This window comes from Atopomonas hussainii (genome assembly GCF_900109735.1).
Taxonomy (GTDB): domain Bacteria; phylum Pseudomonadota; class Gammaproteobacteria; order Pseudomonadales; family Pseudomonadaceae; genus Atopomonas; species Atopomonas hussainii.
This window is the reverse complement of record NZ_FOAS01000002.1, coordinates 46,996-69,164: the sequence shown is the minus strand read 5'-3', so window position 1 is coordinate 69,164 and position 22,169 is coordinate 46,996. Positions and strand designations below refer to the sequence as shown.

Annotated in this window: 20 protein-coding genes; 13 read left to right on the top strand and 7 right to left on the bottom strand. The window is 59.8% G+C overall.

The window, feature by feature from the left end; all coding sequences use genetic code 11:
* Window positions 1-46: 46 nt before the first annotated feature.
* The 4 genes from BMX80_RS02005 to BMX80_RS01990 form a co-directional block, all read right to left on the bottom strand.
* Complete coding sequence (locus tag BMX80_RS02005; protein ID WP_235821589.1) at window positions 47-757, bottom strand: TSCPD domain-containing protein; 711 nt, start codon at window positions 755-757, stop codon at window positions 47-49.
* A 104-nt stretch (window positions 758-861) separates the two neighbouring features.
* Complete coding sequence (locus tag BMX80_RS02000) at window positions 862-3,015, bottom strand: adenosylcobalamin-dependent ribonucleoside-diphosphate reductase (protein WP_074864531.1); 2,154 nt, start codon at window positions 3,013-3,015, stop codon at window positions 862-864.
* Window positions 3,016-3,282: 267 nt separating this feature from the next.
* Window positions 3,283-4,305, bottom strand: a complete 1,023-nt coding sequence (hemH, locus tag BMX80_RS01995) for a ferrochelatase (RefSeq protein ID WP_074864529.1) — start codon at window positions 4,303-4,305, stop codon at window positions 3,283-3,285.
* 43 nt (window positions 4,306-4,348) lie between these two features.
* Window positions 4,349-5,257 (bottom strand): TIGR01777 family oxidoreductase, encoded by a 909-nt coding sequence (locus tag BMX80_RS01990; protein WP_074864528.1) that lies wholly within the window; start codon window positions 5,255-5,257, stop codon window positions 4,349-4,351.
* A gap of 126 nt (window positions 5,258-5,383) precedes the next feature.
* Between BMX80_RS01990 and BMX80_RS01985 the strand changes: the two genes are divergently transcribed.
* From BMX80_RS01985 to BMX80_RS01935, 11 genes are all read left to right on the top strand, one after another.
* Window positions 5,384-6,367: an NAD(P)/FAD-dependent oxidoreductase gene (locus BMX80_RS01985; protein WP_074864527.1), complete on the top strand. Its 984-nt coding sequence runs from the start codon at window positions 5,384-5,386 to the stop codon at window positions 6,365-6,367.
* The gene (locus BMX80_RS01980) at window positions 6,364-6,597 is read left to right on the top strand and encodes a TIGR02450 family Trp-rich protein (protein WP_074864525.1); all 234 of its coding nucleotides are present in this window, start codon (window positions 6,364-6,366) and stop codon (window positions 6,595-6,597) included. Before BMX80_RS01985 ends, BMX80_RS01980 begins: the two co-directional genes overlap by 4 nt.
* A 146-nt stretch (window positions 6,598-6,743) precedes the next feature.
* Window positions 6,744-7,700 (top strand): YbgA family protein, encoded by a 957-nt coding sequence (locus BMX80_RS01975; protein WP_071871959.1) that lies wholly within the window; start codon window positions 6,744-6,746, stop codon window positions 7,698-7,700.
* Window positions 7,701-7,707: 7 nt separating this feature from the next.
* Window positions 7,708-8,592 carry a MerR family transcriptional regulator gene (locus BMX80_RS01970; protein WP_139213995.1) on the top strand — a complete coding sequence of 295 codons (885 nt, stop codon included), beginning with the start codon at window positions 7,708-7,710 and terminating at the stop codon, window positions 8,590-8,592.
* On the top strand, window positions 8,589-10,025 hold the full coding sequence (gene phrB, locus BMX80_RS01965) for a deoxyribodipyrimidine photo-lyase (protein WP_074864520.1): 1,437 nt from the start codon (window positions 8,589-8,591) through the stop codon (window positions 10,023-10,025). Before BMX80_RS01970 ends, phrB begins: the two co-directional genes overlap by 4 nt.
* Window positions 10,025-10,462, top strand: coding sequence for a nuclear transport factor 2 family protein (locus BMX80_RS01960; RefSeq protein WP_074864514.1), 438 nt, complete (start codon window positions 10,025-10,027; stop codon window positions 10,460-10,462). The genes phrB and BMX80_RS01960 overlap by 1 nt, the downstream gene beginning before the upstream one ends.
* On the top strand, window positions 10,459-11,232 hold the full coding sequence (locus BMX80_RS01955; RefSeq protein WP_074864512.1) for an SDR family NAD(P)-dependent oxidoreductase: 774 nt from the start codon (window positions 10,459-10,461) through the stop codon (window positions 11,230-11,232). The genes BMX80_RS01960 and BMX80_RS01955 overlap by 4 nt, the downstream gene beginning before the upstream one ends.
* Window positions 11,232-12,491: an NAD(P)/FAD-dependent oxidoreductase gene (locus tag BMX80_RS01950; protein WP_074864508.1), complete on the top strand. Its 1,260-nt coding sequence runs from the start codon at window positions 11,232-11,234 to the stop codon at window positions 12,489-12,491. Before BMX80_RS01955 ends, BMX80_RS01950 begins: the two co-directional genes overlap by 1 nt.
* Window positions 12,488-13,285, top strand: coding sequence for a DUF1365 domain-containing protein (locus BMX80_RS01945; RefSeq protein ID WP_074864506.1), 798 nt, complete (start codon window positions 12,488-12,490; stop codon window positions 13,283-13,285). The genes BMX80_RS01950 and BMX80_RS01945 overlap by 4 nt, the downstream gene beginning before the upstream one ends.
* Window positions 13,286-13,293: 8 nt before the next feature.
* Complete coding sequence (locus tag BMX80_RS01940; protein ID WP_074864503.1) at window positions 13,294-14,580, top strand: SAM-dependent methyltransferase; 1,287 nt, start codon at window positions 13,294-13,296, stop codon at window positions 14,578-14,580.
* Between the two features lie 34 nt (window positions 14,581-14,614).
* On the top strand, window positions 14,615-15,136 hold the full coding sequence (locus BMX80_RS01935; RefSeq protein WP_074864972.1) for a DUF2878 domain-containing protein: 522 nt from the start codon (window positions 14,615-14,617) through the stop codon (window positions 15,134-15,136).
* Window positions 15,137-15,207: 71 nt separating this feature from the next.
* Here the strand turns inward: BMX80_RS01935 and ccoM are convergent, their stop codons facing one another.
* Window positions 15,208-15,324: a cytochrome c oxidase subunit CcoM gene (gene ccoM / locus BMX80_RS18030; protein WP_302848131.1), complete on the bottom strand. Its 117-nt coding sequence runs from the start codon at window positions 15,322-15,324 to the stop codon at window positions 15,208-15,210.
* 296 nt (window positions 15,325-15,620) lie between these two features.
* Between ccoM and BMX80_RS01930 the strand changes: the two genes are divergently transcribed.
* Window positions 15,621-17,501 (top strand): methyl-accepting chemotaxis protein, encoded by a 1,881-nt coding sequence (locus tag BMX80_RS01930; protein WP_074864501.1) that lies wholly within the window; start codon window positions 15,621-15,623, stop codon window positions 17,499-17,501.
* A 75-nt stretch (window positions 17,502-17,576) separates the two neighbouring features.
* On the opposite strand, the gene BMX80_RS17660 is transcribed toward BMX80_RS01930, so the two are convergent.
* Entirely contained in the window at window positions 17,577-17,756 is a 180-nt protein-coding gene (locus tag BMX80_RS17660) for a hypothetical protein (protein WP_139213994.1), read from the bottom strand.
* Here BMX80_RS17660 and BMX80_RS01925 point away from each other — a divergent pair.
* A complete protein-coding gene (locus tag BMX80_RS01925) occupies window positions 17,755-19,908 on the top strand; it encodes a TonB-dependent receptor (RefSeq protein ID WP_074864499.1) in 2,154 nt (717 codons plus the stop codon). The two genes, BMX80_RS17660 and BMX80_RS01925, sit on opposite strands and share 2 nt — an antisense overlap.
* A gap of 112 nt (window positions 19,909-20,020) precedes the next feature.
* Here BMX80_RS01925 and BMX80_RS01920 read toward each other — a convergent pair whose 3' ends face one another.
* Complete coding sequence (locus tag BMX80_RS01920; RefSeq protein ID WP_074864498.1) at window positions 20,021-22,165, bottom strand: 3-hydroxyacyl-CoA dehydrogenase NAD-binding domain-containing protein; 2,145 nt, start codon at window positions 22,163-22,165, stop codon at window positions 20,021-20,023.
* Window positions 22,166-22,169 lie beyond the last annotated feature (4 nt).

Sequence of the window (22,169 nt, the reverse complement as noted above, 5' to 3'; positions counted from 1 at the left end):
CCGTCAGTGACGGGGCGTTTTGCGTTCTAGCGTTCGGCTTAACGGCTTAGCCGCACTTGCTGTCGCCGCAGTTAAGACAGGTCAGGCAGCCGTCCATTTGGATCATCGCTTTAGTGTGGCACTTGCCGCACAGCTGCGCGCCTTCGGGGTATTGCGCGGTGCTGTCGTCGCACTGTGCATCGGCTTCTGCCGGTGCTTGAGTGCTTTTAGCGCCTTGCTCAAACTCGGCGCGCTTTTGCGCCAAGTAGGCTTGCTGGTGTTCGTCCAGCTCGTCTTTGAGCAGGCCGATTTTCTTCATGTGCATGTCCAGCACATCGCCAATTTCAGCCACCAGCGAGGGCATCCAGCGGCCACCGCGCTTCATGTAGCCGCCTTTGGGATCAAACACGCTGCGTAGCTCTTCCACCAAGAAGGTGCAGTCGCCGCCCTTGCGGAACACCGCCGAGATAATCAGCGTTAGCGCCGAAATCCACTGGTAGTGCTCCATGTTCTTGGAGTTAATAAAGATCTCGAACGGGCGACGCATTTCGTGATCGCTGCCGGGATTCAGCACCACGTCATTGATGGTCACGTACAGCGCATGTTCCGAATGCGGTGTCTTGATCTTGTAGGTAGCGCCTTCGAGGTTATCGGGGCGCTTGAGCTTCTCGTGCATTTCCTCCACCGCTGGGGTGGTGGGCGCCTCGGCAGGCGCGGGGGCGTCGGGCTTAGCCACTTCGTAGCCGACGATCTTGCTGGCGATTTTGATAGCCATCATCAATAAACCTTAGTCAGTAGCGGCCTACTCTGCCGCCTTGCGGTTAAGCGCGGGGTAACAAGCAAAACACCCGCGCCAGCCTTAATAAATGCCAAATTCTCAGCTTAGAACTTGCCGTAGTAGCCTTCTTTCAATGCGTCATACAGATTGGCCGCGGTATGGGTTTCACCGTCGTACTCAATCTCGTCGCCGCCCTTAGCTTCGATCACGCTGCCGTCTTCTAACTTGAAGCGGTAAGTGGTGTTGGCCAAGTCTTCTTCTTTAACCAACACGCCTTGGAAGGCTTCCGGGTTAAAGCGGAAGGTGGTGCAGCCTTTGAGGCCCTGCTTCCAGGCGTATTGATAGATATCTTTAAAGCTGTCGTAGGCGTAGTCGGTCGGCACGTTGGCGGTTTTCGAGATCGACGAATCCACCCACTTTTGCGCCGCTGCCTGCACATCCACATGCTGCATGGGGGTGACGTCATCGGCGGCGATGAAGTAATCCGGCAGGTTGCGCTTGGCCGCGTCCATACTCGGCAATGCCTCGGCATTGATCAGCTGGCGGTAGGCGAGCAGCTCGAAGCTGAACACATCGACCTTCTCTTTGGACTTTTTGCCCTCACGAATCACATTGCGGAAATAGTGATGGGCGAAGCTCGGCTCAATACCATTGGAGGCATTGTTCGCCAACGACAGCGAGATGGTGCCGGTGGGCGCAATCGAGGTGTGGTGGGTAAAACGCGCGCCATGCTCGGCCAGCTGCGCGGCCAACTCCGGCTCAACCTCGGCGACTTGCTGCATGTAGCGGCTGTAACGTGCCCACAGCACACGGCCGGGGAGTTTGTCGCCAGCTTTGATGCCGTCGGCGCGCATTTCCGGGCGCTGGGCGAGCATCTTTTCGCTCACGGTGAAGTCTTCCAGCATGATCGGCGCAGCGCCTTTCTCGTGCGCCAGCTCAAGGCCCGTGCGCCAGCCTTGCAGAGCCATCTCACGGGAGACTTGCTCGGTGAAGGCCAACGATTCGGCCTCGCCATATTTCATCCGCAGCATAGTCATCGCCGAGCCTAGGCCTAAGAAGCCCATGCCGTGACGGCGCTTACGGAAGATTTCCTGACGCTGTTCTTCCAGCGGCAGGCCGTTGATTTCCACCACGTTGTCCAGCATGCGGGTGAAGATGGCCACCACTTTGCGGTATTCGTCCCAATCAAAATGGGCGTTCTCGGTGAACGGCTCGCGCACGAACAAGGTCAGGTTCACTGAGCCCAACAGGCAAGCACCGTGCGGCGGCAGCGGCTGCTCGCCACAGGGGTTAGTAGCGCGGATTTCTTCGCAGAACCAGTTGTTGTTCATCGCATTAACGCGGTCGATGAGGATAAAACCCGGCTCGGCAAAGTCGTAGGTGGAGGACATGATCACGTCCCAGATGCGCCGCGCCTTCATCACACGGAAGATGCGGCACGCCACTAAACCATCGTCACGACTGATATAGCCATCGCGGCTGGCCCATTCGCGCCAGATCACCTGCTCGGGGTTGTTTACATCGAGGCCATCTTGCGCGGCTTCTTCCAAGCTCAGCGGGAAGGCCAGCGCCCAGTCTGCATCGGCCTCTACGGCCTGCATAAACTCTTCGGTAATCAGCAGCGATAAGTTGAACTGGCGCAGACGCCCGCCTTCGCGCTTGGCGCGGATGAAGTCCAGCACATCCGGGTGGCCGACATCGAAGGTGGCCATCTGCGCGCCGCGCCGGCCACCGGCGGACGACACGGTGAAACACATCTTGTCGTAGATATCCATAAACGACAGCGGGCCGGAGGTATACGCCCCCGCACCCGACACATACGCGCCTTTAGGGCGCAGGGTGGAGAACTCGTAGCCAATCCCACAGCCGGCTTTTAGCGTCAGCCCCGCCTCGTGCAGCTTGGCGAGAATGTCGTCCATCGAATCGCCAATGGTGGCTGACACAGTGCAGTTGATCGTCGAAGTGGCCGGCTTGTGCTCCCACGCACCGGCGTTGGAGGTAATCCGCCCAGCAGGGATAGCGCCGTGGCGCAGCGCCCAGAGAAATTGCTCGTACCAATGTTCGCGCTGTTTCTTTGGCTCGACCTCGGCCAAGGCACGCGCCACACGCTCGTAGGTGGCATCCACAGTGTGGTCAATCGGCTGGCCGTCTTTGCTTTTTAGGCGGTATTTCTTGTCCCAAATATCTTGCGAAGCCGACTGCAGGGGAATGCTGCCTACCCCGTCGCGTAGCGGCTGAACCTTGGCCGGTTGATTCATAAAAACTCCTAACACTGCGGCGCCTCATGCACCACAGATAGATTAATAATAATTCTTAAGCACTACATATAGTGCTTTATGAGGAAAATGCTAACCGCAAAATGGTGACCGGGACAATCGCCAAAAGATGCCCGGCGGTCTAAAAAAAACGCAAAACCCAGCACCACACTCTACGTGTGCGCAGGCTTAGCGAAGTTGTTTTGCGTCAAGGCAGAAAGCCTCGATCAGCGGCACTGACCGAGGCTGTGCAGAAGCGCTAAAGAGCGTTTAGGGCTCTACGCGATAACCGGCGATTTTCACCACTGCCTCGACCCAAGTGGGATGGTCATTCAGGCAGGGAATCAATTCGAACGCCTCGCCACCAGCGGCTAAGAATTGCTCGCGCGCGCGGTCGCCGATTTCTTCCAGCGTCTCTAAACAGTCGGCGACAAATGCAGGGCACATCACCAGCAGGCGTTTAACACCACGGGCAGCCAGGGCATCGATGCTTTCTTCGGTGTAGGGCTCAATCCACTTAGCGCGGCCCAAGCGCGACTGAAAGGCCACCGAGTAAAAGTCATCGCTAAGCCCCAGCTGATTCACCACGGTTTGCGTGGTGGCGTAGCACTGCGCGCGGTAGCAGTTTTCTAACACCGCCCCGGAGGCTTGCTGGCAGCAGTCGGCACCGCGCAAACAATGATTTTTGCTGGGGTCTGCTTTGTGCAAATGGCGCTCGGGCAAGCCATGGTAGCTAAACAGCAAATGGTCGAAGTTATCCTGCAAGTAAGGCTTCACCGTGGCTGCCAAGGCTTTGCCGTAGGCGGGCTGGGCATAAAACGGCGGCACTACCTGCAAGCTCAGCGGCAGCCCTTGCTCGACGATGATCCGCTTGGCTTCTTCAACACAGGTGGTCACTGTGCTGTCGGCAAACTGCGGATACAGTGGCATAAACACCACTTCGCGCACTTTTTGCTCGGCAAGGCGGCGCAGCGCGCTGGCAATGCTCGGCTCGCCATAACGCATGGCCATTTCCACCGGGCCATGCGACCACTGCGGCAACACCGCTTGCTGCAAACGGCGCGTCAGCTCGATCAGCGGTGAGCCCTGCGGCCACCAGATGCTCTGATAGGCATGGGCACTGGCCTCGGGGCGCTTGATTAAGATCAGCGAGACCAGCAAGCGACGGACCGGCCACGGCAGATCGATCACATACGGGTCCATGAGGAATTCATTCAGGTAACGGCGCACATCAGCCACTTGCGGCGAGGCGGGTGAACCCAGGTTGACCAGCAACAGGGCGCGTCGTGTCATGCGTACTCTCTTATCGGCTTAAGCCAGCTAGGTGATGAAACCTTCACTCTGCACGGTGCAGTAGCTGCGTTAATGCCGCCTTACAGTCGGTGTATTGAAAACGGTAGCCCAGCGCTTGTGCCTTTGCTGGCACGGCCCGCTGGCCGCCGAGCAGTAAAACACTCAGCTCGCCCAGCAGCGCTTTTAACGCAAAACCGGGCACCGGCAACACGGCCGGACGGTGCAGCACAGCCGCTAACGCCGTGGCGAACTGGCGATTAGTCACAGGTTCTGGCGCACAGGCATTGTAAGGGCCGCAAGCCTCCGGTGTATTGATCAGCGTGTCAATCAGCGCCACTTGGTCGGCCAGATGAATCCACGGCATATATTGCTGGCCCGAGCCTAGCGGCCCGCCGAGCCCGCATTTAAACGGCAGCAGCAAACGCTGCAAAAAGCCGCCATCGGCCGCCAGCACTAAGCCGGTACGCAACAACACCAGCCGTATGCCCAGCGTGCGTACCCGGCTGGCGGCAAGCTCCCAAGCGGCGCATAGCTCTTGGGCGAAGTCTTCGCTTTGTATCCCGGCCTGCTCATCCAGCGGCACATCGCCGCCATTGCCGTACCAGCCAACCGCCGAGCCACTGAGCAACACCTCGGGCTTGTGTTCACGCTCGGCCAGCCAGTCGATCAACTGCTCGGTCAGCCCTACCCGGCTATCCCACAACACTTTGCGCCGCGCGGCCGTCCAGGGCCGATCGGCAATCGGCGCGCCGGCTAGGTTAATCACCGCATCCAGCGGCAAGCTTTGTGGGTAATCGGCCAAGCGCGCTAAGCCATGCACACCGGCGCCACACAGCTCAGCCACTTGCGTAGGGCGCCGCGACCAGACGAATAACTCATGGCCTTGGGCAACAAAATGCCGGCACAGCGCACGACCAATCAGCCCTGTGCCGCCGGTGATGAGGATGTGCATATGGCCTCCTTGGGGTCAGCCTGCGATTCGACTTGTACAAGCCACTCTATTTTGTACATGATAAACCACATGTACAAGTTAGCCGACTGCTAACGTATAAATAACGCGATGCAAGGAGTGTGGTTCATGGCCAAGTCCATTGCCATTATCGGTGCCGGGATTGCCGGCTTGTCTGCCGCCCAAGTACTACGCAGCGCACGCTGCAAAGTCAGTCTGTTTGATAAAAGTCGCGGTAGCGGCGGACGTTTGGCCAGCAAACGCAGCGCTTTTGGCAGCTTGGATTTAGGCGCGCAGTACTTCACCGCCCGCGAGCGCAACTTCAGCGCACAAGTCGAGCAATGGCACCAGCAAGGCCTGATCGACACTTGGCAGCCGCACTTGTACCAAAGCAACCACCTAGGCCTCAGCCACTCCGCCGACGAACAGCACCGTTGGGTTGGTACGCCGCGCATGAGCGCCCTCACCCGCGCCTTGTGCAAGGGCTTGGACTGCCACTTTGAAACACGCATCTGCGAAGTTTTTCGTGGCGAACAGGCGTGGTACTTGCTCGACGCCGACGGCCAACAACACGGCCCGTTCAGCCAAGTGATTGTCGCCGCGCCGGCGCCGCAAGCAGCCAGCTTACTCAGCGCCAGCCCACAACTGGCAAGCACCGCCGCCGGTGTGACTATGCTGCCGACTTGGGCGGTGGCCCTACAGTTTGCCCAAGCGCTCGATACCCCGGTGGAGGCCTGCTTCGTGCAGAACAATCCGCTCGACTGGATCGCCCGCAGCCAAAGCAAACCGGGCCGCGAACACAGCGGCGACGTGTGGATTTGCCATGCCTCCAGCGACTGGACGCAAGCCCACCTAGAGCTGGACAAAGACGCCGTGTGCGAGCACCTGCGCGGTGCTTTGGCCGAAGTGTTGGGCTGCACCATCGGCGCACCCAGCGAGCAACTAGCGCATCGCTGGCTGTACGCCCGCCCCGCGCACAGCCATGAGTTTGCCGCCTTAAGCGACCCGCAACTGGGCCTGTATGCCTGTGGCGATTGGTGCCTCGGTGGGCGGGTAGAAGGTGCTTGGCTGTCCGGGCGCGAAGCCGCCCGCTTGCTGTTGGCACAGCGGTGAGCGCGCGGCTAAACCCCGAGAAGCTGCTGCTCAGCAAGTGGACAGCACGCCAAGTCATCGCTCGGGAGAAGCATTTTTTAGTGGTCGAACTGCTGCGCGAACAAGCCCCCACGGGGGAGCTTGGCGCTGTGGATGCGGTGGTGCTAGAGGCTGTGCTGACTAAGCGCCAGCGCACCCTAAAGTGGCGCGAACTGACCGACAGCAGCGCCTGGCAACAAGGCTGGCAATAAAAAAACCGCTGCTTAACGCAAAATTAACTGTACAGACATTTGCATCTGTACACTTATTGCCGCTATGTTATGCATCAAGGTTGTACAAATAACCAAATCCGTACACCAAGGAGCACATCATGCAGCGCACCTTCCAACCCCATGACATTCTGGCTAACGGCAAGATCAAGCTGGCCATCAGTGGTTGCTTGCTCGGGCAAGAGGTGCGCTTTAACGGCGGCCACAAAGAGTCGCGCCTGTGCAGCCAAGTGCTCAGTGAGTACTTCGACTTCACCCCGGTGTGCCCAGAGGTGGGTATCGGCATGGGCATTCCGCGTGAGTCGATTCGCTTAGTCGGCGACCCGCACGACCCGCAAGCGGTGGGCACCGTGCATCGCGAGCGCAATGTCACCCAAGCGCTGAAAGACTACGCCGACCAGCAAGCCGATCAGCTGGGCGATATCTGCGGCTACATCTTTATGCAGAAGTCACCGAGCTGCGGCGTTGAGCGCGTCAAGCTCTACCGCGACAACGGCGCACCGCATGAAGAAGGTGCCATGGGCATCTACGCCAAACGTTTTATCGAGCGGCATCCGCTGGTGCCGGTGGAAGAAGCCGGTCGTTTAAACGATGCGGTGCTGCGTGAGAACTTCATCACCCGCGTGTTTGCGCTGGCCAACTTTCGCGCCATGCAAGCGCAGGGATTCGAGCGTAAGACCCTGATGCAATTCCACGCCCGCTATAAGTATCAGCTGATGGCCACCGCGCCGGCCGAGTACCAAAGCCTTGGTCGCCTACTGGCACAAAGCAAAGGCCAACCGCTGGCAGAAGTGGCCGAGCTGTACATTCACGGCATGATGCAAGCGCTGAAAAAGCCCGCCACCCGTGGCAGCCATTGCAATGTGTTGCAGCACATCAGCGGCTATTTAAAGCGCGCCTTAAGCGGCGACGAGCGCCAAGAGCTGAACGAGCTGATCGAGCAATACCGCACTGGCCTCGTGCCGTTAGTGGTGCCGCTGACCTTGCTCAAGCACCACTTCCGCCAGCACCCGCATGACTACATAGGTCAGCAGGCATATTTGCAACCGCACCCGCAATCGCTGGCCCTACGCAATAGCCTGTGAGTGCGTCGTGAGCGAGTCCATGACCATCAGCGCCTTGGCGCGCCAATGCGGCATTGCTCCCGTCACCTTACGGGCGTGGGAGCGCCGCTACGGCTTAATCCAGCCGGTGCGCAGCACCAAGGGCCATCGTCTTTACCCACGCGAGCAAATCGAGCGCGTGCAGCAGATCATGCTGTGGATCAACCGTGGCGTACCGGTTGGTCAAGTGCGCGAACTGCTCGAACGCGACGCCCCGCAGTGGTCGGAAGACAGCCCGTGGCACGCGCAGCGCCTGCAATTGCTGGAGGCCGTGCAAACGCAAAACGAACGCCGCTTGGACGATGCCTTCAACCAAGCTCTGAGCCTCTACCCCGCCCACACCTTGTGTGCGCAACTGCTGCTGCCCTTGCTGGAGGAACTCACCCCCAGCCGCAGTGGCCGGCAGCTGGAAGCGGTGTTCTTCCACACTTGGCTGCGCAGCAAATTAGGCCTGCGGGTGTATCAGCTCAACCTGCCGCTAAAAGAAGCGCCAGTGCTCTTGGTCAACATGGGTGATGCCGTGCTGGAGCCCCAGCTCTGGCTACTGGCTTGGCTACTGGCGCAGCGCGGGCAACGGGTTGAAGTACTCGACTGGCCGCTGCCCGCCCCCGAATTACTGCAATGGCAAGAGCAACGCAGCGCCCACGCCATGGTGCTGTACGCCAGCGGCAAGCTGACCAGCCCGTTAGCCCTAGAGCAATTGGACGACCTGCGTCAGCGCTGCCAAGCCAGCGTGTTACTGGCCGGCCCCTGCTGCAGCATCTATGCCGAGCAACTGCCCCCGGAAGAACACTTAAGCGACCCGCTACAGGCTTTCAGCGCCTTGCAGCAGCTGGGTTTAAGTGCCCTGAACGACAAGGAAATCGCGTTATGAATCGCCAATTGGTTTGGCTGCGTAGCGACCTACGCTGCGCCGACAACCCAGCCCTGCACACCGCACTGGCCAAAGGCCCGGTGATTGCCTGTTTCGTACTAAGCCCTGCGCAGTGGCAACAGCACGACGATGCGGCCTGCAAAGTGGATTTCTGGCTACGCAACTTAACCGCGCTGCAAGTTGAGCTGGCCGCGCTGAATATTCCGCTAAAACTGCTCGACTGCCCGCTCTGGCAAGACCTGCCCAGCGCCCTGCTCTGCTTTTGTCAGCAGCACGAAATCAGTGCAGTGCACGTTAATCACGAATACCCGGTTAATGAGCAAACCCGCGACGCCCGCTGCGCCGAGGCTCTGGGTCAGCACGGGATTGGCTTTTATCCTCAGCATGGCAACGCATTGGCCGCGCCCGGTAGCGTGCTGACCAACGCCGGCGGCGTGTTTAAAGTGTTCAGCCAGTTCCGCAAGTGTTTGTTCAAACACTGGGAAATCAGCGGCACCCCCACACCACTGCCCTACCCGCAGGCACAAGCGCCGCTGCCTATTAGCAGTGACGCAGTTCCTAGCCAGGTGGCTGGTTTTGCTAAGCCCAGCCAGGCCTTAATCGACCTGTGGCCAGCAGGCAGTGCGGCCGCGCATGAGCGGCTGCGCCAGTTTACCGAGCAGCACCTGCATGCCTACAAAGACCAGCGCGATTTGCCCGCTCTGCCCGGCACCAGCCAACTGTCGGCCTACTTAGTCGCCGGCGTGCTGTCGCTGCGCCAGTGCCTGTACAGCGCGCAGATGGCCAACCAAGGCCACTACGCCGATGGCAGCGCCGGCGCGGTGCACTGGATTAGCGAGCTGATCTGGCGCGAGTTTTATCTGCACATCACCGCCGGTTACCCAAGGGTTTCGCGGCATCGGGCGTTCCGCCCGGAAACCGAGCTGGTGGCGTGGCGTGATGCGCCAGATGATCTGGCCGCGTGGCAACAAGGCCGCACCGGGGTGCCGATTGTCGATGCCGCCATGCGCCAGCTGCTTGCCACCGGTTGGATGCACAACCGCCTGCGCATGATCAGCGCCATGTTCCTGACCAAGAACTTGCTGATCGACTGGCGTGAGGGCGAGCGCTGGTTTATGCAGCACCTGATCGACGGCGACCTGGCCGCCAACAACGGCGGCTGGCAGTGGTCAGCCAGCACCGGCACCGATGCCGCGCCGTACTTTCGCGTGTTTAATCCAGTGAGCCAATCGCAGCGTAACGACCCCGACGGGGCGTTTATTCGTCACTGGCTGCCCGAGCTAAACAGCCTCGACAACAAAGCCATTCACCAGCCGCCGCAAGGCTTGTTTGCCCCCAGCGGCTACCCGGCGCCCATCGTTGATCTGGCCAGCAGCCGCGAGCGCGCCATAGCCGCGTTTCAGGCTTTGCCCAAAGCCAGCGAGGTAGCCTGATGAACGCCTTCTTGCCGTACTTTGCACAGCGTTTCGCGCAGCTCGACGCCAACAACCTGCACGCCCTGGGCGAGCTGTATAGCGCCGATGTGTTGTTCCAAGACCCGCTGCACACCCTGCATGGGTTAAGTGCGCTACAGACCTACTGCCAAACCTTGTACAGCCGCATCAGCCAATTGCGCTGGCAGTTTGATGACTATCTGCACGGCAAAGGTGACGACAGTAACGGCGATGGCGTGATCCGCTGGCAAATGACCTTCTGCCACCCGCAGCTGCGCGGCGGCCAGCCAATCAACGTACAGGGTTGCAGTTTTTTGCGTTGGGAAGGCGGCAAGGTCTGCCAGCAGCGTGACTACTTCGATGCCGGGCAGTTGCTCTATGAAAACATCCCGCTGCTCGGCCGGGTGATTGCTTACTTAAAGGCGCGTTTGGCATGAAGATCTGGCTCAGCGGTGCATCCAGCGGCTTAGGTTTAGCCTTAGCGCGGCAACTACTCAGCGACGGCCACCAAGTGGCAGTCAGTGCCCGGCGCGCCGAACCGCTGCAGACGCTAGCCGGTGATTTTCCCGGCCAAGTGCTGGTGCTGCCGGCCGACCTCACCGACGCCAGCAGCGTCGCGCAGCTGGCCCAGACCCTCCAACACCATTGGGCGCAGCTGGATATGGCGATATTAAATGCCGGCACCTGCGAATACATGGACGTGCAGCACTACCAACATGCGCTGCTTGAGCACGTGGTGCGCACCAACCTGTTCAGCGCCTCGCTGTGCATCGAACACCTGCTGCCGCTGCTGCGCCGCAGTGCTCACGGGCATTTAGTCGCGATCGGCAGTTCGGCGACCTTCTTCCCCCTGCCGCGCGCCGAGGCCTATGGCGCCAGCAAGGCGGCGCTGCGCTATCTGATGGAATCGCTGCGCGTTGATCTGGCCGCCGAGCACATCGCCGTCACCCTGGTTAGCCCCGGCTTTATCGACACGCCCTTAACCGCGCAAAACGACTTCCCCATGCCCATGCAGTTAACCGCCGAACAAGCGGCGCGGCACATTGCCCGACGCCTGCCGGCGCAGCCGCAAGAAATCAATTTCCCCCGTGTGTTCATCGCCATTCTCAAGCTGCTCAATCACCTACCGGCCGCCCTGCGTTTGGCGGTGGGCCAGTATTTATCGCGCAATGCCAAGGAAGACCAATCCAACAAGGAGCACCCGTGATGAAAATCGCCATTGTCGGCAGCGGTATCAGTGGTCTAACCACCGCTTATTTACTCAGCCGCCAGCATGAAGTGCATGTGTTTGAAGCCAGCAACTGGGTGGGCGGGCACACCCATACCGTGGATGTCACCGTGCAAGGTCGCGACTACGCGGTGGATACCGGGTTTATCGTGTTTAACGACTGGACCTACCCCAACTTCATCCAACTGCTCGACCAATTAGGTGTCGCCCGCCGCGCCACCGAGATGAGCTTCTCGGTCAGCGACCCAGTCACCGGCGTGGAATACAACGGCCATGACTTAAACACCTTGTTCGCGCAGCGCCGCAACCTGTTCTCGCCGGCTTTTTTACGCATGCTGCGCGACATTTTGCGCTTTAACCGCGAGGCGCTGGATGACCTAGAACGCGCCAGCATCGACGCCAGTACCACATTGGGCGACTACCTGCGTGCCAAGCGCTACAGCCAGCGTTTTATCGATCACTACATAGTGCCGATGGGCGCCGCCATTTGGTCGATGTCGCTGGAGCGCATGCTGGGCTTTCCGCTGCAGTTCTTTGTGCGCTTCTTTAAAAACCACGGGCTGTTGTCGGTGAATAACCGCCCGCAGTGGTATGTAGTCGAAGGCGGCTCGCGCAGTTATATCGCTCCGCTGACCGCCAGCTTTGCCGAGCGCATTCGCCTGAGCAGCCCGGTCACGCGTATCGAACGCGACGAGCAAGGTGTAACCGTGCACAGCAGCTACGGTGGCGTGGCCAATAGCGAGCGCTTCGACAAGGTGGTGCTCGCCTGTCACAGCGACCAAGCCTTGGCCATGCTTGCCGAACCAAGTGCCGATGAACAGAGCATCTTGGGCGCCATCGGTTATGCCGATAACGATGTGGTGCTGCACACCGACACCCGCTTGCTGCCCAAACGTCCACTCGCTTGGGCCAGCTGGAATTACCGTCTGGGCGGGCCGAGCGATCAGCCGGCGGCGGTGACCTACAACATGAACATTCTGCAAGGCTTTACTAACGCGCCGACCTTCTGCGTGAGCCTTAACCAAACCGCGGCGATTGACCCGACGCAGATTCTCGCCCGCTACCGCTACGCGCACCCGCAGTTCAGCTTGGCCGCTGAGGCCGCGCAGCAGCGCTGGAAGGCTCTGTGCGGCGCGCAGCACACCTTCTACTGCGGGGCTTATTGGGCCAATGGCTTCCATGAAGATGGTGTGGTCAGCGCCTTGCGTGTTGCGCAAGCCTTTGGGGAGCGCCTGTGAACGCGCTCACCCACAGCGCGCTGTACCATGGCGAGGTACAACACCGCCGTTTTAGCCCGCGCGCGCATGCCTTCGACTACCCGATCAGCTTGCTGTATCTGGATTTAGCCGAAGAACAGGCACTGCTGGAGCTATCCCCCCTGTGCGGCGCAAGCGGCAAGCCGCTGAGCTTTCGCCACACCGATTACCTGCCGGACTTAACCGGCCAAGGCCTAAGCCTGACTGAGGCAGTGCGCCAGCGCTGCGCCGCCACCTTAGGTTTTGCCCCGCAAGGGCCGGTGCGCCTGCTTACCCAGCCGCGCAGTTTTGGTCTGTGGTTTAACCCGCTGTCGGTGTTTTATCTGTTTGAGGCCGACCAGCGTTTAGGCGCGATTGTGCTAGAGGTCTGCTCCACCCCGTGGCGTGAGCGTGCCTATTACGCGCTGGCCTGTAGTGACAACGGCCATCAAGGCGGGCAAGTCGCCAAGGCCATGCATGTCTCACCATTTTTGCCGCGCGAGATGCACTACCACATGCGTTTTAGCCAGCCGGTCGAGCGCCTTGGCTTACACATTGCTAATCACCCCGATGGCCAGCCTGAGCACAAGCAGTTCGACGCCACGCTGAAGCTAAGCCGCCAGCCACTCACCCGCGCCAGCGTGCACGCTTATCTGCGCCGCTACCCGCTCAATGCGCTGACCACCTTATGGCGCATTCACTGGCAAGCCCTGCGTCTACTGATCAAGCGCATCCCGATTACCGATCACCAAGCACTCACCGACATTCCGCATCTGCCCTTGCAGCGCAAGCCCTAGGAGGCACCATGAACGCTTCGGATAAGAGCCCCGTTTACCAAGTAAAACCCGCCCTGCCGTTGGCCAGCCAAGGGCTCGGCAGCGGTTTGCTCAAGCGTTTGGTCGAGCGCCAGCTGAATGCCTTACAACATGGTTTTCTAGAGGTTTGCGACAACGGCCAAGTCACCGGCTATGGCAACAGCAGCGCCGGCCTGCGTGCGCGGATCGAGATTCACGACAGCGCCTTGTGGGGCATGGTGGCCAGCAATGGCTCGATTGGCGCAGGCGAAGCGTACATTTTGGGTCATTGGTCGACGCCTGACCTTACCGCCGTGGTGCGCGTGTTTGTGCAAAACCTCGATGTGTTGGATGCCATGGAACGCGGCCTCGCCACCCTCGCCCGCCCGGCGCTGCACTGGCTGCATTGGCTCAATCGCAACACCCGGCGCGGCTCGCAGCGCAACATTCGCGCGCACTACGACTTAGGCAACGAGCTGTTTGAGGCCTTCCTCGACCGCACCATGATGTATTCCGCCGCGCAGTTCTTATCCCCCGACGACACCCTAGAGCAGGCGCAACTGAATAAGCTCGAACGCATCTGCCAAAAGCTTGAGCTTAAAGCCAGCGATCACCTGCTGGAGATCGGTACCGGCTGGGGCAGCCTGGCCATCTATGCCGCCACCCACTATGGCTGCCGCGTGACCACCACCACACTGTCGCACGAGCAATATGCCTACACGCAAAGCCGTCTCGAACAGCTGGGCTTAACCGAGCAAGTCACCCTGCTGCTTAAGGACTACCGCGAGCTAGAAGGCCAATACGACAAGCTGGTGTCGATTGAGATGATCGAAGCGGTCGGCCATCAGTTTTTACCCGACTACTTCGCCCGTTGCGGGCAGCTACTCAAGGCCGATGGTTTGATGCTGCTGCAAGCCATCACCATTCGCGATCAGCGCTTCGAGCAAGCCAAGCGCAGCGTCGACTTTATTCAGCGCTATATCTTCCCCGGTGGTGCACTTCCCTCGCCCAGCGTGTTGCTGGATGCCGCACACCGGCATGGCGATATGAACGTGCACCACCTCGAAGACTTCGGCCAGCATTACGCGCGCACCTTAAAGCTCTGGCACCAGCAGTTTGAAGCCGCTTGGCCACAACTGGCGGCGCAGGGTTACGACAGCTACTTCCGCCGTTTGTGGCAGTTTTACCTGTGTTACTGTGAGGGCGGTTTTCTTGAGCGCACCATTGGCACCGTGCAACTGCTGTTGGCCAAGCCGGATGCGCGCCCACAACCGCTGTTGGAAAAACTCAATGCCTGAACCCCTGCCGAGCACGGCCCTGCTCAGCACCGAGCTGCGCCGCACGCTGGCCAATGCCGCGTTGTTTCAACTGGGCTGGTTTGCCTGCGTGTTTAGCACCAGCTACCCGGCGCTAATCGGCGTGGCGGTGCTGGCACTGCTCTGCCACTTTATCTTCATCGGCAGTTGGGCACGCGAGGGCAAGCTAGTGGTTAGTGTGCTGTTAGCCGGCAGCGCGCTCGATAGCTTCTTGCTGCAACTGGGCGTGTTCGACTTTGGCGAAGAACGCCGCCTGCTGCCCGTGTGGCTAGCGCTGATGTGGGCCTTGCTGGCCACCACGCTCAATCACTGCCTCGCCTGGAGCGCCAAACCGTGGTGGCGCGCCAGCCTGCTCGGCGCTGTCGGCGGCCCTGCGGCGTATTACGCCGGCAGCCAAATCGCCGGGGTTAGCCTGCCATTGGGGCAAACCTTCACCTTAGGCTTATTGGCGATTATCTGGGCCATTGCCCTGCCCCTGCTGCATGGCTTTGCTCAGTTATACGAGCAGCAATTTCGCCTGCGCCAAACGCGGCGCTAAAACGAAAAAAGGCGGGCTTCCATGAGCCCGCCAAACCTTGCGTGGGTGTACCTGTGCTTCCAAAACGCCGGTTAAGACTTACGCTTACCCTGCGCATCCTTCCACACGAAATACCCCACAGCCCCGAGAAAACCGATCATCAGGCCAACGGTGATCACACCGGCTAAAACCACTTCATCAATAAACATGGCTCGCTCCTTAGGATGTCTGCCTGCTTGCTTTGCGATGGGCTCACAGTAAGGCGCGAGGCCCGAAAACTTATTGACCTTGATCAATAAATAATCAGTCGCGCGTTTAACCCCCTTGCAGGCGCAATGCGCCGTTAGCGTCTAGGCTCAATACACAAGCGCGCTGCTGATGCGGCACGTTCTGCTGCGAAGGAGTGCCAAGGCGCCACGCACAAAAACCGTGCAGCGCCCTCAAGGAAGTGCGGTATATGCCGATTTAAACGGCATCTAAGACATCCAACCAACAGGGCACCCCGATGAAAATCACCCATAAAGTGGGCCTTGCCGCCGCGACAGTGCTGTTTCTCACCGCCGCTTTGCTGTCGTGGTCGCAAGTCAGCCAAGTGCGTGACACCTTGCGCGCCGAAGCCAACTCTTCCATTCGCGAATCCAGCAGCGCGCTGGCCACGCAGATCGAAAACTGGCTGAACGGCAAACTGCACCTCATCGACATGATGGCGCAGAGCATCGACGGCAATTTCAGCGCCGAACAAATTCAATACGTGTTTGACCGGCCCATTTTGAAGGGTGAGTTCTTGCTCATCTTTGGTGGTCTAGAAACCGATGGCGCACGCATCACCAACGACACCTCGTGGAACCCCACCAACTGGGATGCCCGTCAGCGGCCGTGGTACAGCACCGCCAAGCAAGCCAGCCGCGCCGTGCTGACCGAACCGTATGCCGATGCCGGCACTGGCGAAATTCTGATTTCCGCCACCGCCAAGCTCACCGACAAGGGCCAGTTTATGGGTGCCTTTGGTGGTGACCTGTCGCTGCAAACGGTGTCCAAAGCGGTCAACACGCTGGACTTCAACGGCGCCGGTTATGCCTTCTTGCTGAGCAAGAACGGCAACATCATTTCCCACCCCGATGCCAAGCTAAACGGCAAAGCCTATAGCGAGTTGTTCGATGGTCAGCGCCCGGCGCTTAACCCCGAACTCACCGAAGTGAGCACCAAAGCCGGCGACCGTTTAGTGTCTTTTACCCACCTCGATAACCTGCAAGGCATGGACTGGTATATCGGCGTGGTGCTGGATGAAGACATCGTCATGGCTTCGGCCAACAGCCTGCGCTGGAAAGCCGTGGTGGGCACTGTAGTCGGCGTGCTGATCAGCATTGGCCTGCTGACCCTGCTGATGAGCAAATTGCTCGCCCCACTGACTGAGTTGCAGCGCTCGCTGTCGGAGATCAACCGTGGCGAAGGCGACCTCACCCGCCGCCTGCCAGTGACCGGCAACGACGAGCTGACGCAAGTCTCGCAAGAGTTCAACAGCTTCCTCGAAAGCTTGCAGAAACTGATCAGCGAAGTGCTGGGCAGCGCCAGCCAAGTGCGCCAAAGCACAGTGCTGACCTCCAACGCCGCCGAGCATGCCTCCAGCCACTTGCAGCAGCAGTTGCAAGAGCTTGATCAACTGGCCGCTGCGATGCACGAAATGGCCGCCACCGCCGAAGAAGTGGCGCGTAACGCGCAGGCAGCCGCCAGCGCCGCCAATGCCGCCAACGAAGAAACCGCCAAAGGCGTGCGCGTGGTGTCACGCTCGACCGACGCCATCAAGCAGCTGGCCAATGACATGGACGACACCAGCCATGCGATTAACGAACTGGCCAAAGTCAGCCATAACATCGAGTCGATTCTCTCGGTGATCACCGGCATTGCCGAACAAACCAACCTGCTGGCCTTGAACGCGGCGATTGAAGCGGCGCGCGCCGGTGAATCTGGCCGAGGCTTTGCTGTGGTGGCCGACGAGGTGCGCTCGCTGGCCTCGCGCACACAAGAATCCACCCGCGAAATTCGCGAGATGATCGACCAGCTGTCCAGCGGCGTGAAACAAGCCGAAGAGAAGATGCGCATCAACCGCGACAGCGCCACGCAAACCGCCGAAGAAGCCAGCGCGGCCAACGAATCGCTGCACAAAATTCGCGACGCGATTACCCGCATCAACGACATGAACCTGCAGATCGCCACGGCCGCCGAAGAGCAAAGCGCCACCACCGAGGAGATCAACCGCAACACCACCAATATCCGCGACATCAGCCAAGACGTCGCCGGTGGTGCCGAGCAGCAAGTGCAGCAATGCGGCCTGATGGGCGACCAAGTGAGCCAGCAAAACAAACTGCTGGGGCGCTTTAAGGTGTAACGCCGCCACGGCTAAGCCCCACCCGCCAGCGCAAAACGCCTGCACAGCCCTGTGCAGGCGTTTTTCTTTGCAGCACTAAACCGCTTCACGCGGCAAAGCAGCACAGCCCAACACACCTATGACAGGCCAATATTGACCAAGGGCAAGACTGAAAATTAAAGCTAAATAATATCTAAGTGATATTGCTAATAATTCTTGATTGTGAAGAATAGCGGCGAAATTTCCTCCCCCGCCTTTTTGAGGTGCTTCGCCCATGTCTCGCCCTGCTTTCCAGCTGCTGCCTTTGGCCGCGGCCCTGTGTGCTGTGTCTGTCTCGTTGTCCAGTCATGCTGCTGAGCGTACCCACAGCATGGGTACTGTGGATGTCGTCGGCGAACAACAAAGCGACACCCGTCCGGTCAAAGGCTACAACGCCAAACAAAGCCGCACCGCGACCAAGACCGACACCGCGCTGATCGACGTACCGCAAAGCGTCACCGTAGTGCCGCAAGACCTGATCAAAGACATGTCGTTGCAAAGCGTCAGCGAAGTGGTGCAATACGTGCCGGGCGTGCAGGCCTCGCAAGGCGAAGGCAACCGCGACGCGGTGAACTTCCGTGGTGCAGGCGTCAGCACCGGCGACTTCTACCTCGACGGCATGCGCGACGACGTACAAACCTACCGCGACCTGTACAACACCGACCGCATCGAAGTGCTCAAAGGCGCTAACGCGATGATCTTTGGCCGTGGCGGCGCCGGCGGGGTGATCAACCGCGTGAGCAAAGAAGCCGGCTGGGACCCAGTGCGCGAAATCAGCTTGTCGTACGGCTCGTGGGATCACCGCCGCAGCACGCTAGACGTTGGCAGTCCAGTCAACGACAACGTCGCCCTGCGCCTTAACGCCGTCTACGAAGACAGCCACAGCTACCGCGATGGCGTTGATCTCAAACGTTACGGCCTCACCCCCACCATGACCCTGCGCCCCAGCGAGCAGACCAAGGTAGTGCTGAGCGCCGAATACTTTAATGACCAGCGCATTGGTGACCGTGGCGTGCCGTCGGTTAACGGCGCGGGCAACAGCAGCTTAGGCAACCGCCCTTGGCAGCTGGGGGAAACCGACACCTTCTGGGGTAACGCCGCACAAAGCCCCAACGAAACTGACACCCACGCGTTTAACGCATTGGTCGAGCACGAGTTCAATAACGGCGTCACCCTGCGTAACCGCCTGCGCTACGCCGATTACGACAAGTACTACCAGAACGTCTACATCACCCGCGCCATGCAGAACGATGGCAACGTGCGGATCGGTGCCTACCGCGACGAAACCGAGCGGGAAAACCTGATCAACCAAACCGACCTGCTCTACACCCTGCACACCGGCAGCATCACCCACAAACTGCTGTTGGGTACTGAGTTCGGCCAGCAAGACACCGATAACCGCCGGTTGATTCCGCAAAGCGGCGAAACCCTCGGCAACGTCACTGCAGCTAACCCTACCTATAACGGCCCGGTGAGCTTCACTAAGCTGTCGCGCGACCGTCAGAGCGAGGCCGACATTGCCGCCGTCTACCTGCAAGACCAAGTGGTGCTGTCGGACCAGTGGGAACTGGTGCTGGGCCTGCGTCAAGACCGCTTCAAGGTGGATCACCGCGACAATCTGGCCAACACCCAAACCAACACCACCGACGACAAACTGTCGCCGCGTGCCGGTTTGATCTTCAAGCCGATTGAGAACGTCTCGCTATACGCCAGCTACAGCGAAACCTTCGTGCCGCGCGCCGGCGATCAAGTGGTGGATCTCACCCCCAGCAGCAGCGCACTGAGCCCGGAGAAGTTCATCAACCATGAAGTGGGCGCCAAGTGGGACATCACCCCAGCACTGGCGGTGACCGCCGCGCTGTATCAACTGGAGCGCCAGAACGTAGCCATCCAAGACCCGAGCAATCCGACCCAGAGCATTTTGGTCGACGGCCAACAAACCCAAGGCTTTGAGCTGGGCGTGAGCGGGAATATCACCGAGCAGTGGAGTATGTTCGGCGGTTACGCTTGGCAAGACGGTGAAATCACCGAAGCCCAAGGCACCGGCAGCAGCGCGATTGCCGAAGGCGCCGAGCTGGCACAAACCCCGGAAGAAACCTTCTCGCTGTGGAACCGTTACGACCTGAACGACCGTTGGGGCGTGGCGCTGGGCATGATCAGCCGTGCGCAAATGTACGCGGCGGTGCCCACCGCCTCGCAAAGCACTCTGCTGCCGGGCTACACCCGCTTTGACGCGGCGGTTTACCACACCATCAGCGCAGACTTAGCGCTGCAAGTGAACGTGGAAAACCTCACCAACAAGGAATACGCGCAAAGCGCGCACAACAATAACAACATCGTGCCCGGCGCTCCGTTGAACGCACGTGCCACTTTGATCTACAGCTTCTAAGCAGGCGCCGATTTAATCAGCGCCTATCTAAACAGAAGCTAAAACTCGCAAAAACAACAACGCCCCGGTCACCACAACCGGGGCGTTGTCGTTGTAGGCGCTAAAGGCTCCGTTAAAAGCCTTCGCCTTTAGCCGCTTTCTCCAGCAACAGTGCTGGCGGCTGGAAGCGCTCACCGTACTGCTCAGCCAAGTACTCGGCGCGGGCGACAAAGTCTTTCACGCCGTATTGGTTGATGAACTGCAGCGCACCGCCAGTCCACGCAGCAAAGCCGATGCCGAAGATCGAGCCGATGTTGGCGTCGGCCACGCTTTTCAGCACGCCCTCTTCCACGCAACGCACGGTTTCAATGGCCTGAATAAACAGGATGCGGTCGCGCACGTCTTCGGCAGAAATCTGCGCCTCGGCTTTTTCAAAGCGCTGTTTCAACTCCGACCACAGGCGCTTTTTGCCACCTGCTGGGTAGTCGTAGAAACCACCGCCAGCGGCTTTGCCGGGGCGTTTGAACTCGTGCAGCATCAGGTCGATCACGGCAAACGCAGGGTGCTCGGGCACGGCTTTGCCTTCGGCTTGCAGGTCGGCCACGGTTTGCTGGCGGATGTGCGCCATCAGGCTCATCGACACTTCGTCGCTGATCGCCAGCGGGCCAACCGGCATGCCGGCTTTGCGCGCTTCGGCTTCGATCATCGCCGCCGACACGCCCTCGCCCAACATGGCCAAGCCTTCGTTGGTGAAGGTGCCGAACACGCGTGAGGTGAAGAAGCCACGGCTGTCGTTGACCACGATTGGCGTCTTCTTGATCTGCAACACGTAGTCGAAGGCGCGGGCCAAGGTTTCGTCATTGGTTTGCGCGCCACGGATGATTTCCACCAGCGGCATTTTGTCCACGGGGCTAAAGAAGTGCAGGCCAATAAACTTTTCAGCCTGCTTAACGGCCGTGGCCAAGCCGGTGATCGGCAAGGTCGAGGTGTTCGAGGCAATCACCGCATCACTGAGCGCTGCGCTTTCCGCCGCCGAAGTCACCTTGGCTTTCAGGTCGCGGTCTTCAAACACGGCTTCGATAATCAAGTCGCAACCGGCAAAGTCGGCTTCGCTGGCGGTTGGCGTGATCAGGCTCAAGAAGGCATCGCGTTTCTCGGCCGTCATGTGGCCCTTGGCGACTTTCTTCTCCAATAGTTTGGCAGAGTAGTTTTTACCCTTCTCGGCCGCTTCCACCGACACGTCTTTGAGCACCACCTCGATACCCGCTGCGGCGGACACATAGGCAATGCCTGCGCCCATCATGCCGGCGCCGAGCACACCGACTTTCTTGGTCGGGCGCACGTCGAAACCTTGCGGACGCGACTGGCCGGCGTTGATCTCGTTGAGCTGGAACCAGAAGGTGTTGATCATGTTCTTCGCCACTTGCCCGGTGGTTAGCTCGGTGAAGTAGCGGGCTTCGATCAGCTGCGCGGTGTCGAAGTCGACCTGCGCGCCTTCCACGGCGGCGGCGAGAATTTTCTCCGGCGCCGGGAAGCAGCCCTTGGTTTTGCTGCGCAGCACACTGGGCGCAATCGCCAGCATTTGTGCCACCGCCGGGGTACTCGGCGTGCCACCGGGAATCTTGTAGCCCTTCACATCCCACGGCTGCGCCGCTTGCGGATTGGCGGCAATCCAGGCGCGGGCCTTGGCCAGCATGTCATCGGTGTTGTCGGCCAATTCGTGGACTAAACCGGCTTTTAGCGCCGCATCAGGGCGCACTTTTTTGCCTTCGGCCAAATACGGCAGGGCTTTTTCGATCCCCAGCAGGCGCACCATACGCACCACCCCACCGCCACCGGGCAGCAGACCTAAGGTGACTTCCGGCAGGCCCAACTGGATGCTGGCGTTGTTCAGCGCAATGCGGTGATGACAGGCCAAGGCAATCTCCCAACCCCCGCCCAGCGCCGCGCCATTGATGGCGGCGACCACCGGTTTGCCGAGGGTTTCCAAACGGCGCAGGTCGCCTTTGACCTGCAAAATCATGCGGTAGAAGGCTTCGGCGTCGGCTTTGGTCACTTTGACCAATTCATTCAAGTCGCCGCCGGCGAAGAAGGTTTTCTTCGCGCTGGTGACAATCACCCCGGCGAGGCTGTCTTTTTCCGCCTCAAGGCGCTCAACCACCTTGGCCATGGCTGCGCGGTACGTCGCGTTCATGGTGTTGGCACTTTGGCCGGGCATATCCATGGTCAGCACGACAATGTTGTCCTGACCTTTTTCGTAACGGATGGCGTCAGTCATTTTC

Bases quoted from the DNA above. Each gene is read 5' to 3' on its own strand.
- BMX80_RS02005 (WP_235821589.1), bottom strand. From the start codon at position 757: ATGATGGCTATCAAAATCGCCAGCAAGATCGTCGGCTACGAAGTGGCT.
- BMX80_RS02000 (WP_074864531.1), bottom strand. From the start codon at position 3,015: ATGAATCAACCGGCCAAGGTTCAGCCGCTACGCGACGGGGTAGGCAGC.
- hemH (WP_074864529.1), bottom strand. From the start codon at position 4,305: ATGACACGACGCGCCCTGTTGCTGGTCAACCTGGGTTCACCCGCCTCG.
- BMX80_RS01990 (WP_074864528.1), bottom strand. From the start codon at position 5,257: ATGCACATCCTCATCACCGGCGGCACAGGGCTGATTGGTCGTGCGCTG.
- BMX80_RS01985 (WP_074864527.1), top strand. From the start codon at position 5,384: ATGGCCAAGTCCATTGCCATTATCGGTGCCGGGATTGCCGGCTTGTCT.
- phrB (WP_074864520.1), top strand. From the start codon at position 8,589: ATGAATCGCCAATTGGTTTGGCTGCGTAGCGACCTACGCTGCGCCGAC.
- BMX80_RS01960 (WP_074864514.1), top strand. From the start codon at position 10,025: ATGAACGCCTTCTTGCCGTACTTTGCACAGCGTTTCGCGCAGCTCGAC.
- BMX80_RS01955 (WP_074864512.1), top strand. From the start codon at position 10,459: ATGAAGATCTGGCTCAGCGGTGCATCCAGCGGCTTAGGTTTAGCCTTA.
- BMX80_RS01950 (WP_074864508.1), top strand. From the start codon at position 11,232: ATGAAAATCGCCATTGTCGGCAGCGGTATCAGTGGTCTAACCACCGCT.
- BMX80_RS01940 (WP_074864503.1), top strand. From the start codon at position 13,294: ATGAACGCTTCGGATAAGAGCCCCGTTTACCAAGTAAAACCCGCCCTG.
- ccoM (WP_302848131.1), bottom strand. From the start codon at position 15,324: ATGTTTATTGATGAAGTGGTTTTAGCCGGTGTGATCACCGTTGGCCTG.
- BMX80_RS01930 (WP_074864501.1), top strand. From the start codon at position 15,621: ATGAAAATCACCCATAAAGTGGGCCTTGCCGCCGCGACAGTGCTGTTT.
- BMX80_RS01925 (WP_074864499.1), top strand. From the start codon at position 17,755: ATGTCTCGCCCTGCTTTCCAGCTGCTGCCTTTGGCCGCGGCCCTGTGT.
- BMX80_RS17660 (WP_139213994.1), bottom strand. From the start codon at position 17,756: ATGGGCGAAGCACCTCAAAAAGGCGGGGGAGGAAATTTCGCCGCTATT.
- BMX80_RS01920 (WP_074864498.1), bottom strand. From the start codon at position 22,165: ATGACTGACGCCATCCGTTACGAAAAAGGTCAGGACAACATTGTCGTG.